Below are 12,016 nucleotides of genomic sequence, written 5' to 3' on the forward strand. Positions count from 1 at the left end.
CGATACATGGGCAGGATAAAAGGCGACCGCACGGTCGCCTTTTTTATGGACGCCAATCAGCGTACTGAATACTCGTCAACAAGCAGCGGGGAGAGGGCTAGGGTGAGCGTAGAACGATAAAAAGGCGTACCCGATGACCGCCATGACCCACGCTCCGGATCGTCCGGGATTTTTGCCCAGACTCTCCGCTCATCATCTTCCGCGTCCACGGCTGACTGCATCACTGCTCGACTCTGCGGCAAGGGTTCGGCTGATCTGCGCACCGGCCGGCAGTGGCAAGAGCACGCTGTTTACCGAATGCCTGTTGCAGGCGCCTGCCGAATGTACGGTGTGCTGGCTGCCGTTGGCGGGCATGTCGATGAGTGTCGAGGTATTTTGCGAGCGGCTGGCGCAGGCTCTGGGGCTGGTGGCTGTGGATGAGTCGTCGCTGATGCATGAGCTGACGCGCTGGTCCTCGCCCGTCTGGCTGTTTATCGACGATTACTGTCGTATCGAGGAGCCCGCGCTGGATGCTCTGATCGATCGCATGCTGGCGCTCGCCAGTCCCGCCGTCACCTGGTGGATCGGTACGCGCCGACGTCCGCGCTGCAACTGGCCGCGCCTGCTGCTCGATGACGCCTTGTACGAATGCGAAAGCGCGGCGCTGGCGTTGAGTCGCGGCGAGATCGCACAACTGTTGCGTCATCTGCCGCCAGCCCAGGCCGATGACGTGGCCGGGCGGATCCTCCAGCGCAGCGGTGGGTGGTGCGCCGGGGTGCGGATACTGTTGATGCAAAAATGCGACTGGTCGCAAAAGACCTTGCCGCAGCAACGCATGGACACTTTGCTGGAATATCTGCAACACGAGATGTTCAGTGGATTGAGCCCGGAGCTGGCCGAGGTCTGGCGCGTGCTGGCGCATTTGCCGCGGTTCAACGCCAGCCTGTGCGATCACCTGTTCGGTGCAGGCGAAGGCGCACAGTGGATGCGTACTTTGCAAACGCTCGGGTGTTTTATCGAGCCTTGGCAAGGGGCGCCGGACTGGTTGCAAGTGTGCGCTCCGCTGTCGCGTCTTATGCGCGAAGAACCCTGGTCTGCCGGACGTTCCTGGCATCGTCGGGCCTGCCAGTGGTTTGCTGCCGGGCAGCATTGGAAATGCGCCTTCGAACAGGCGTTGCTGGCCGAAGAGTACGAGGTCGCGGTGAGCCTGCTGCAACACTTCAGTTTCGAGCATTTGTTCGAGGAGCAGACGGTCGTGCTGTTGTTGCGTCTGTACGAGCAACGCGGCGAGGAACTGCTTCTGGGTTCGGCACAACTGGTCGGGCTGATCACGGCGGCGCTGCTGTTCTCCGGTCGCTTTGCCCAGGCGGCGGACTGCATCGGACAACTGGCGCGTTTTTTACCGCCTCCGTCGGCGGGTCAGCAACGGCAACTGATCGCCCGCTGGCAGGCTCAGCAAGGCTGGCTGTTGCACCTGCAAGGACGGATGGAGGAGGCGCGCGAGCATTTCGAGCAAGCCTTGAACGATCTGTCACCGCAAGCCTGGACGGCACGCCTGCTGTGTCTGTCGGGCCGCACTCAGCAGGCGTTGCTGTGCGGTGATCTGGAGTTGGCTCACTCGATCAATCGTGAAGCTCTGTGTCTGGCCCGGGCTGAGGGGTCATTGTTGTTCGAAGCGTTGCTGGAACTTGATCATGCCCAACTGCTGGAGCAGCGTGGTGGGGCTGCCCGAGCCGAAGAGTTGCTGGCCAATCTTTGCGAAATGCTCTGCTCGTCCGTCGAGCGACCGACGCCGCTGCTGGGGCGCATCGCCCTGCGTCGCGGGCGGCTGGCGCTGAGCATGGGACAGCAGGATCGGGCAGCCGGGTTCTTTCAACAAGGGCTCGACGACTGTCTGCGCAGCTTTGACAAGCGCGTGCTTTACGGCTTTCTCGGTCGGGCGCAACTGGCCGCCGATCAGGGGGATTACTCGCAGGCGTTCATGCACCTGCGCGATGCCGAACGGCTGATGCAGCAGCGACAGATTCCGGACACGGTTTATCGCGGGGCCTTGTTGCACGCCAGCAGTGAATTCTGGCTGCAACAAGGGCGGCCGGAACTGGCTCGCGAGGCGCTGAGTCGCGTACTCCGGCACTATCGCGGTCCCCACGCGCGACAGGCACCGCCGGCAACGCTGGAGCTGATCCCACGCATCGAGTGTTTGCTGATTCTGGCCGAAATCCGCTTGCGGCAGGCGCAACGGCCTCTGGTTCGGTTGCTTGCATTGCTGGAGTCGGCGCAGTCTCGCGGGATGGTCAGGCTGGAGGCCGAGTTGCTGATGACGCTGACCGAAGCGGCGTTGATCCTTGGAGAGCCGGACCAGGCCAGAAAGTGCTTCGAACAGGGCATTCAGATCATTCAACGCTGCAACCTGCAGCAACAGTTGACCGGGCTGTATGGTCGGTGCACGGAGATTCCCTTGCACTGGCGCGTCGCTGGAACGGCGGCGGAGCGGGCGGGCGAACAATGCATGTCGGTCAATCCCCTCAGTCAGCGAGAACTTAAAGTTCTGGAGCTGATTGCCTTTGGCGATTCCAATCAGCAAATTGCCGAGAAGTTGTTCATCTCATTGCATACAGTAAAAACTCATGTTCGACGCATACATGGAAAGCTGGGGGTTGAACGCCGGACTCAGGCAGTTGCGAAGGCAAAGTTGCTGAGTTTATGTTGAATCGTTCAAGTCTGGATATTGCTGTTTGTATATATTGAAATAGGTGGGGCCTTTCGATTTTTAATCGGGTAAGTACTCTGGGCACTTGTTGTGGAAGTGGCATCAAGTTGCTTTCGATTCAATAAAAACAGAGTGTGTCCGATGAGTGTGATATCCAAGAGTTCAATGGTTGAAGCGGTGCTGAAAAACCCTGATGGGCGACTGGCACTGGATGAAGCAAGGCGTGCAGGAGATGAATTGAGGATGTTGCTGGAGCGTTCTCCTTCCTTGAGAGACGTTGTACGTATCAATCTCTCTGAACGGTTCGTGCGGCTGGGCAGGTTTTTTGATGTGGAGAGTCTTTATATTGCGGCAGGTGATATTAAGGATGATATCCATAACAGACCTTCTGGTTCGATACTCGACGTGTTCATGCAGTGTCTGGAGCGTGGATTTTATCCGGCCTATATTCAGGGAAGTGATTTTGTCTATTCCGGGCCGCAGACGGTAGATGCACGATCGAGAATCGAATCCATCAGGATTACGGAAGTTGAGGCTGTTCTGCTTCAGGCTTTGCAACAGGTGGCAAGTTATCAGGCGAGTGCACTTCGACAATACTGGAGCAGTCCGGCCCACAGCGAATCCGAAGAGTCGACATCTCACAAGCAATTGCTGGAAACGGCTTTCGCTGAAGCCTTGCGGGCCGAGTTGGCCCTGACGGAAGTAGCCGGTTCGCTCAAGAGCTACCAGGCGCTGCGCGCCGCCGAGTTACTGCAGGCCCGGTCACCCGGTGGATTCAAGATCAGTCTCCGCTCGGCGTCCGGACTGACGCGGGATCTGGTATCTGGCTTCGTCATGTCCTATTCCTCCATCGCTACTTCCCGGATCAAGCTGTCCGGCGACGCTTATGGCTGGTTCCTTTATACGCCGGACAACGGTTTTGAATATTACTCAAGCAGTTCCGATATGCATGCAGGATTGTGCAGCCGATTGGCAGTTGCACCTGATGCGATTACGTATCCTGCATTGTCGGTAAGCGTGTTCTCGCACTGTGTGGACAGTCGGCTCAAGGATCAGGAGGCTCAGTTTGCTGCGCGGATCAGATCCAGTGAGCAACGCGCAGAGGGATTTGTCCGCGAACTGGAAAACATTCAACAGGTTCATGCGATGCATGCCGATCTGTACCAGCGGATCAGGGCATTGCAAACGCTGGTCAAGCGCCAGGAGTGGCCAGACTGGTTGAAATCGGCCAGTGCAACAGTCCGAAATACCTACGAAACCCTCGAGGCTTCGAAGGAAGGGTATGAGCTCGAGTATGTCCGGGTGTTCGATACGCTGTTCTCGCTGCGTGATTTCACCGTGGACCGCTTCGGCGCCTGGTGTGAGAGCACATTGGGCATGCGCCTGGATCCGGATGCGATCAACGTCCACAGCCTGTACCGGATCAACGTCGGTGGTCGCACGATCGAGCAGGAGGATACTCGCACGTTGACCGAGTTCATCGTCATCGGCCTGCATGATGCCGCCAACCGCGCGACCTTGCGTATCGAAGGTGCTCCGGCTGACAGCGGGCTGACCGTCACCAGACTGGAGGGCTGGTTGGCCAACCGGGATCTGCGTGTGGAGTTCAGCAGATCCCTGCCTCACGATACTCCGCAAGCGTTTCGCGAGGCCTGGTACAACTATCTGCACAGTCAGGCGGAGTTCGCACTCTACGTCGCCCGACATTCTGCCCGTTTCAGTGAAGCTGACGTTGAATTGATCAAGCGCACTTTGCAGGGTGATCCTTCCGTGGAAATTCGCGGAGTGAAACTGAAGTACCGGCCATCGATCTTGCAGAACGTGCTGCTGTTCATGCCGCGCACAACCAAGACCCGTTATGCGTTGATCAAGATGCCTCACGGCCAGTTCGAATGGGTGAAGTTTGCCGACATCTTCCAGTTCAATCGCTGGCTGGAGTCCATGTTGTCCGATAACCGTGCCTATGCCGAATCGTTGATCTCGCCTGACGAACTGCTGGCTGCCGGCCAGTTGATGGGGGGCGGGGATACACCGCTGCACTACCTGTATGAACTGGATCCGGTGCCTGGACTCATTGGACTCAATACCGGTGAGCCGTTATTCAGTCATGGCGAAGTGGCGTATGCGAGTGAGGCCGCCCGGGTTCGTGCGTTGGCGCCGGCTGCCTACGCCTATGCCGGTGCGCAGGCGCGGCAAAGTTATGCCCGCCTCAGTACTGAACTCAGGGCATTGTCGATGGTGGATTCCCGGGAAAACGGCTATCCGACTTTCGAACAGTTTTCCCGTGATCTGATCAAGCAGCGGATTGAAGAGGTACTGCTTTCGCGAGGTCAGAGGGTCCAGGTCGATCCTGACAAAATCATGATCCAGACCGACGATTTTCATCTGGATCTGACCACCGTCCTGATCGAAGGACGCCACTTTGAAGTACCTGCGACGCCCGGCCGGTCGATTGATGACAACCCCAGGTTCTATGTGACCGGTGTTCATCCTTCGATTGAAAAACTGGACATAAGGGATCTTTCCAGTTGGTCGAAAACCTTGCGTCCCGGCGACCATTACACCCGGTTTCTGCAAAGTGAGTACCTGGATCGCAAGCATCCGGGCTATGAGTTCAAGCGAGCTGTGCATGCCAGGAAGATTCGCTGCGAGATGCACTACGACACCTGTCATCAGCATTACTCCGGTCAACTTTCACTGGAAGTTTTCAGGGGGATTCAACGGCTGCTCGACAACCTGGAGGAGACTGCAGGCAATGAGGGTTCTCCGTTTCCATCGAATAATGCAGAAGGGATTTACAAGTTCCGCTTGCCGGGCCGGCGAATCGTGGAAGGCGTCTATATTTTCCGGATCTCGATTTACGGGAAGTTCCATGACTACCTTTACACGCCCAATGCTCCGGACAGTGTGGCTATTCGCTCGGTTGACGAGTTTGTCGGCTCCATTCGTTTGCGCTTCGGGCCATTGCGTGAGTACTACGCGGCACGGGTGAAGATCGAAGACTGGAAGGTTGTGAATGATTACTTCGACACTCTGGTCGCTACGGTCAACGCCGTCGAGCCACCTCAGCCGGAGGGCGCGATGCGGTTGTCGGGCCTGAACATGCTCCATGATGACCGGATCTATCGCGTTCTCAGCGACATCGACGCGCAAACCACGAGTCTGAATGAGGTCATTGCCGGCCTGGTGTACGACAACGTGATTTTTGCCGCCAATCTCATCAGTCTTGTGATTCCCCCGGTCGGCGTAGTTGTGACGGCCGTGGAAGTGTTCAAGAGTCTTTACGACGGTGCCAGCGCTTATGAGCTGGGTGATTACCAGTCGGCCCTTGGACATGGAAAATCCGCACTGGTCGGACTGGTGAGCCTTGGAAAGGCCGCCGCTGCCGGCAAGCCGGTCAAGGTCACGCCTGCGCAAAAGACCTTGTTTGATCTGGGCAAGGATGCCAGGACTGTGGTGGGCTGGATGTCCCAGGCCACGGGCCAGAAGATGGGAGAAAAGCGCCTGATCGAGATCATCGAGCAAATGATGCAGGATCATCAAAGTCGCAGGAGTCAGACCACCGTACGCTGATGCCCGGATTCGGCCGCGAGCGTTTCAGGCTTGCGGCTCATGCCCCATCCGCCAACTCACGGCCCGCGTCGCCGCCAGCAACCGCTGCGCCGCCGGGCCGTTTTCGTCTGCGTGGAACAACGAGGTCGGGCCGACGATGGTCAACACCGCAGCGATCTGACCGAGGGCGTTGAACACCGGTGCCGACAGGGCATCGACACCGGGCATCAGCAAGCCATGCACATGATGCAGACCGCGTTCGCGGATCTGTTCGCACAACGCCGCATAGGCTTTTTCGTCCGCCAGCGGATGGCCGCCGCTGGCGATTTCCTGTTCGCGCAATTCGTCGGTTTCCCGATGCGGCAGGTAAGTGCTGAACACCAGACCGGTGGAGGAACTGAGCAGCGGCAACACAGAGCCCAGTTGCGTCACCACCGTCACCGCGCGCACCGCCGGCTCGATGTGCACCACGGTCGCGCCCTGATTGCCCCAGACCGCCAAAAAGCAGGTTTCGTTGAGTTCGTCGCGCAACTCGGCCAGCGGCAGGGCGGCGACTTTCAGCACGTCCATACTGTTGAGTGCGGCCAGGCCCACGCGCAGCGCTTCACGGCCGAGGCCGTAGTGGTTGGTGGCAGTGTTCTGTTCGGCGAAACCACTGGCGATCAATGCCTGCAGATAGCGGTGAACCTTGCTCGCCGGCATCTGCACATGTTCGGCCAGACGCGACAGCGAAGTGGACGGCGACAACTCGGCCAGGGCCTTGAGGATGTCGGTGCCGACTTCGGCGGAGCGGACTTTCTGTTTGCCGTTGCTGTCGCTGGTTTTTTCCATGGTGCTGCCGTGTCCCGGAACGAATGGGCGTCTTTATAGCTTGACGCTGGATAGCGAGCAAATTACGTTATGCGTAATTGAATTACGATAAAAATAACCCCGGCGTGCCAAGACCTCTGATCCAGAGCGTCCGGCCATGCCGACTCCCTGTTCAGGAGGCTCCATGAACCTCGATTCAGCCCTGGCTTACCAGTCCGGTTTCGGTAACGAATTCAGCTCCGAAGCGTTGCCCGGCGCACTGCCCGTCGGCCAGAACTCCCCGCAGAAAGCCCCGTACGGTCTGTACACCGAACTGTTCTCCGGCACCGCGTTCACCATGACCCGCAGCGAAGCGCGGCGTACCTGGATGTACCGGATCCAGCCGTCGGCCAATCACCCGGCGTTCGTCAAACTGGAGCGGCAACTGGCGGGCGGGCCGTTGGGTGAAGTCACCCCGAATCGCCTGCGCTGGAACCCGCTGGAGATCCCGGGCGAACCGACCGACTTCATAGATGGCCTGGTGAGCATGGCAGCCAACTCCGGCGCCGAGAAACCTGCCGGCATCAGCATCTATCACTACTGCGCCAACCGTTCGATGGAACGGGTGTTCTTCAACGCCGACGGCGAGCTGCTGCTGGTGCCGCAACTTGGGCGCCTGCGCATCGCCACCGAACTGGGTGTGCTGGAAGTGGCGCCGCTGGAAATCGCCGTGCTGCCACGGGGCTTGAAATTCCGGGTAGAACTGCTCGATCCGCAAGCGCGCGGTTATGTCGCCGAGAACCATGGCGCGCCACTGCGTCTGCCGGATCTTGGGCCGATCGGCAGCAACGGCCTGGCCAATCCGCGGGACTTCCTGACCCCGGTCGCCGCCTATGAAAACCTGCAACAACCGACCACCCTGGTGCAGAAATTCCTCGGCCAGTTGTGGGGCACCGAACTCAATCACTCGCCGCTGAACGTGGTCGCCTGGCACGGCAACAACGTGCCGTACAAATATGACCTGCGCCGCTTCAACACCATCGGCACCGTCAGTTTCGATCACCCGGACCCGTCGATCTTCACCGTGCTGACCTCGCCGACCAGCGTCCACGGTCTGGCCAACCTCGACTTCGTGATCTTCCCGCCGCGCTGGATGGTGGCCGAGAACACCTTCCGTCCGCCGTGGTTCCACCGCAACCTGATGAACGAATTCATGGGTCTGATCCAGGGCGAATACGACGCCAAGGCCGAAGGCTTCGTGCCCGGCGGCGCGTCCCTGCACAGCTGCATGAGCGCCCACGGCCCGGACGGCGAGACCTGCACCAAAGCCATCAACGCGGACCTCAAACCGGCGAAGATCGACAACACCATGGCCTTCATGTTCGAGACCAGCCAGGTGCTGCGCCCAAGCCGCTTCGCCCTCGACTGTCCGCAACTGCAATCCACTTACGACGCCTGCTGGGCCACGCTGCCTGCCACGTTCGACCCGACCCGGAGATAACCCATGACTCAGAATTCCATCACCCGCAGCTGGGTCGCTTCGGCCAACGGCCACACCGAATTCCCGCTGCAGAACCTGCCACTGGGCGTGTTCAGCATCGAAGGCTCGGCACCGCGTGCGGGCGTGGCGATTGGCGAACACATCTTTGATCTGCAAGTGGCGCTGGAGGCCGGGCTGTTCGATGGCGTCGCGCGCAGCGCGGTTGAAGCCATGCACGGCGGTCAGTTGAACGCCTTCTTCGAACTCGGTCGCGACGCTCGTGTTGCCTTGCGTGAACGTCTGCTGGAACTGTTCAGCGAGGGCAGCACTCATCGCGGCAATGTCGAAGCCCAAGGCGCGAAACTGCTGCCGCTGGCTGCCGATTGCCAGATGCACCTGCCGGCGCGCATCAGTGACTACACCGACTTCTACGTCGGCATCGAGCACGCGCAAAACGTCGGCAAACTGTTCCGCCCGGACAACCCGCTGCTGCCGAACTACAAACACGTGCCGATCGGCTACCACGGTCGTGCCTCCACCGTGCGCGCCTCCGGTGCCGACGTGCGCCGTCCGAAAGGCCAGACCTTGCCGGCCGGTGCGACCGAACCGACCTTCGGCCCGTGCGCGCGTCTGGACTATGAGCTGGAGCTGGGGATCTGGATCGGTCAGGGCAACGAGATGGGCGAGCCGGTCGCCATCGGTGACGCCGCTGAACACATCGCCGGTTTCTGTCTGCTCAACGACTGGTCGGCCCGTGACATCCAGGCCTGGGAATACCAGCCGCTCGGTCCGTTCCTGTCCAAGAGCTTCATCACCAGCGTCTCGCCATGGGTGGTGACCGCCGAAGCGCTGGCGCCATTCCGCACCGCGCAACCGGCGCGTCCGCAGGGTGATCCGCAGCCGCTGCCGTACCTGCTCGACAAACGCGATCAGGATGGCGGTGCCTTCGACATCGAACTGGAGGTGCTGCTGCTCACCGAGAAAATGCGCGAGCAGAACCTGCCGGCCCATCGCCTGACCCTGAGCAACACTCGCTACATGTACTGGACCGTTGCACAAATGGTCGCGCACCACAGCGTCAACGGCTGCCAGTTGCAGGCCGGTGACCTGTTCGGGTCGGGCACCTTGTCCGGCCCTGAAAACGGCCAGTTCGGCAGCCTGCTGGAAATCACCGAGGGCGGCAAAAAGCCGATCGAACTGGCCTCCGGTGAGGTGCGTAAGTTCCTTGAAGACGGCGACGAAATCATCCTGCGCGCCCGTTGCGCCCGCGAAGGTTTTGCCTCGATCGGTTTCGGCGAATGCCGTGGCACCGTGCTGGCGGCACGCTGACAGGAGCGGCTCATGGATCTCTATACCTATTACCGTTCCACCTCGTCGTACCGGGTGCGGATCGCGCTGGCACTCAAGGGCCTCGACTACCAGGCATTGCCGGTCAACCTGATCGCACCGCCCGGTGGCGAGCATCGGCAACCGGCGTACCTGGCGATCAATTCGCAGGGTCGGGTGCCGGCGCTGCGCACTGATGACGGCAAGTTACTGATTCAATCGCCGGCGATCATCGAGTATCTGGAAGAGCGTTATCCACAGGTGCCGCTGCTACCCGAAGACCTCGTTGCCCGCGCCCGGGTGCGCGGCGTGGCGGCGGTGATCGGTTGCGATGTGCATCCGCTGCACAACGTCAGCGTGCTCAATCGTCTGCGCGGTCTGGGGCATGACGAGCCGCAGGTCAACGAGTGGATCGGCCACTGGATCAGCCAGGGGCTGGCGACGGTTGAGCAGTTGATCGGCGACAGCGGCTTCTGTTTCGGCGAGTGGCCGTGTGTGGCGGACGTGTACCTGATTCCGCAGCTGTACGCGGCCGAGCGGTTCAACGTTTCGCTGGAGGCTTACCCACGGATTCGTCGGGTAGCTGCGTTGGCTGCTGAGCATCCGGCGTTCATTGCGGCTCATCCGGCGAATCAGCCGGACACGCCGTAACCCCTGTGGGAGCGAGCTTGCTCGCGAAGAGGGAGGGGCAGCGCCAGCAATGTCGCCTGACTGACCGCTTTCGCGAGCAAGCTCGCTCCCACAATAGATATGCGCTGTGACCAAAAAAACATAAAAACAAAACAGGTTCCTTGCGATGCACAACCAGATTGCCAGCTTTCGGGCGGCACTCGACGCCCGTCCTGTGTCCCGCTTTCAGTGGTTGCTCCTGATTCTTCTCGCCTTGCTGCTGGTCACCGATGGCTATGACGCCCAGGTGCTCGGTTACGTGGTACCGGCGCTGGCGCAGGACTGGGGCCTGGAGAAATCCGCGTTTGGCCCGGTGTTCAGCGCCAACCTGCTGGGGCTGACCCTCGGCTCTCTCGCTGTGACGCCACTGGCCGACCGCTTCGGCGTGCGAAGGATTCTGCTCGCCTGCGTGCTGATCTACGCCAGCCTCACCGTGCTGATGGTGTTCGCCGATTCCCTGAATATCCTGATGATCGCGCGCTTCATCTGCGGTATCGGCATGGGCGGTGCGATGCCCAGCGCCATGGCGTTGATGTCGGAATATTCACCGCCACGCCTGCGCACGTTGATGGTGACGCTGGCGGCGTGCGGCTTCTCCTTTGGCGGGGCAGCGGGCGGTTTTGTCGCGGCGGGATTCATCGACCGTTTCGGCTGGCAAGCGGTGTTCCTCGCTGGCGGCGTCACGCCATTGCTGTTGTTCCCGTTCCTCTGGTGGATGCTGCCGGAATCCTTGCCACGACTGCTGCGTGACGCACCACCGTATGCGCGCCTGCGCAAGGTCACCGCGCGAATGCTGCCGGACTGGCAGCCGCCGGCTGCATCAGTCGAGCAGAACGAACGCGAGCAGGGCAGCAAACTGATCGTGGTGGAGTTGTTCCGTAACGGTTACGCACGTCCGACCTTGCTGATCTGGGCGACGTTTTTCGTCAGCCTGATCCTGCTGTATTTCATGATCAGCTGGCTGCCGTCGCTGCTGCTGGAAAGTGGCCTGAAACTCAATGAAGCGAACCTGGTGACGTCGATGTTCCTGTTCGCCGGCACGTTGGGTGCGACCTGCATGGCGTGGTTCGCCGACCGTTTGAAAAGCAAGGTGCGATTGTTGTCCGGCGTGCTGGCTGGTGCGGCGGTGTGCACGATCCTGCTGGGTCTGAATCACGACAACCCGCGTTATCTGGTGGCCTGTGTGTTCGCGGCGGGGTTCTGCATCATCGGCGGGCAACTGACGCTCAACGCGTTCGCCAGCAATTTCTATCCGGCGCATGTGCGAGCCACCGGCACCGGCTGGGCTTTGGGAGTAGGGCGGTTCGGCTCGATTCTCGGGCCGCTGTTCGGCAGCCTGCTGCTGGCGATGCACATTCCGGTGGAGCAGATTTTCTTCTTCTGCGCGATTCCGGCGGTGATTGCGGCGTTGTTGATCATGCAGGTGCGTTCGCCTTCGCAGCTCGCGCAAAATCCTGTGAGAGCGAGCTTGCTCGCGAAGAACGATAACGCGGTTTGACTGATCGACCGTG

The 12,016-nt window shown here is 60.2% G+C and carries 7 protein-coding genes; 6 read left to right on the forward strand and 1 reads right to left on the reverse strand.

All coding sequences use genetic code 11. The features are described from left to right. Nucleotides 1-133 precede the first annotated feature (133 nt). Both IHQ43_RS04860 and IHQ43_RS04865 read left to right on the forward strand, forming a co-directional pair. Nucleotides 134-2,689 (forward strand): LuxR C-terminal-related transcriptional regulator, encoded by a 2,556-nt coding sequence (locus tag IHQ43_RS04860; protein WP_192563565.1) that lies wholly within the window; start codon nucleotides 134-136, stop codon nucleotides 2,687-2,689. Nucleotides 2,690-2,830: 141 nt separating this feature from the next. Continuing rightward, on the forward strand, nucleotides 2,831-6,262 hold the full coding sequence (locus IHQ43_RS04865; RefSeq protein ID WP_192563566.1) for a dermonecrotic toxin domain-containing protein: 3,432 nt from the start codon (nucleotides 2,831-2,833) through the stop codon (nucleotides 6,260-6,262). A 24-nt stretch (nucleotides 6,263-6,286) separates the two neighbouring features. Here the strand turns inward: IHQ43_RS04865 and IHQ43_RS04870 are convergent, their stop codons facing one another. Beyond that, complete coding sequence (locus IHQ43_RS04870; protein WP_192563567.1) at nucleotides 6,287-7,072, reverse strand: IclR family transcriptional regulator; 786 nt, start codon at nucleotides 7,070-7,072, stop codon at nucleotides 6,287-6,289. A gap of 163 nt (nucleotides 7,073-7,235) precedes the next feature. Here IHQ43_RS04870 and hmgA point away from each other — a divergent pair, with 163 nt between their 5' ends. The 4 genes from hmgA (at nucleotide 7,236) to IHQ43_RS04890 (ending at nucleotide 12,003) form a co-directional block, all read left to right on the forward strand. After that, nucleotides 7,236-8,531 (forward strand): homogentisate 1,2-dioxygenase, encoded by a 1,296-nt coding sequence (gene hmgA / locus IHQ43_RS04875; protein ID WP_192563568.1) that lies wholly within the window; start codon nucleotides 7,236-7,238, stop codon nucleotides 8,529-8,531. Nucleotides 8,532-8,534: 3 nt separating this feature from the next. Then, nucleotides 8,535-9,839, forward strand: a complete 1,305-nt coding sequence (gene fahA, locus IHQ43_RS04880; RefSeq protein WP_192563569.1) for a fumarylacetoacetase — start codon at nucleotides 8,535-8,537, stop codon at nucleotides 9,837-9,839. A 12-nt stretch (nucleotides 9,840-9,851) separates the two neighbouring features. Next, nucleotides 9,852-10,487, forward strand: a complete 636-nt coding sequence (maiA, locus tag IHQ43_RS04885) for a maleylacetoacetate isomerase (RefSeq protein WP_192563570.1) — start codon at nucleotides 9,852-9,854, stop codon at nucleotides 10,485-10,487. A 145-nt stretch (nucleotides 10,488-10,632) separates the two neighbouring features. Further along, complete coding sequence (locus IHQ43_RS04890; protein WP_192563571.1) at nucleotides 10,633-12,003, forward strand: MFS transporter; 1,371 nt, start codon at nucleotides 10,633-10,635, stop codon at nucleotides 12,001-12,003. The last annotated feature ends 13 nt before the right edge of the window (nucleotides 12,004-12,016 follow it).

The sequence above is a fragment of the Pseudomonas gozinkensis genome, assembly GCF_014863585.1.
GTDB classification, from domain to species: domain Bacteria; phylum Pseudomonadota; class Gammaproteobacteria; order Pseudomonadales; family Pseudomonadaceae; genus Aquipseudomonas; species Aquipseudomonas gozinkensis.

Coding starts and splice junctions, on each gene's coding strand:
- IHQ43_RS04860 (WP_192563565.1), top strand. CDS start 134: ATGACCGCCATGACCCACGCTCCGGATCGTCCGGGATTTTTGCCCAGA.
- IHQ43_RS04865 (WP_192563566.1), top strand. CDS start 2,831: ATGAGTGTGATATCCAAGAGTTCAATGGTTGAAGCGGTGCTGAAAAAC.
- IHQ43_RS04870 (WP_192563567.1), bottom strand. CDS start 7,072: ATGGAAAAAACCAGCGACAGCAACGGCAAACAGAAAGTCCGCTCCGCC.
- hmgA (WP_192563568.1), top strand. CDS start 7,236: ATGAACCTCGATTCAGCCCTGGCTTACCAGTCCGGTTTCGGTAACGAA.
- fahA (WP_192563569.1), top strand. CDS start 8,535: ATGACTCAGAATTCCATCACCCGCAGCTGGGTCGCTTCGGCCAACGGC.
- maiA (WP_192563570.1), top strand. CDS start 9,852: ATGGATCTCTATACCTATTACCGTTCCACCTCGTCGTACCGGGTGCGG.
- IHQ43_RS04890 (WP_192563571.1), top strand. CDS start 10,633: ATGCACAACCAGATTGCCAGCTTTCGGGCGGCACTCGACGCCCGTCCT.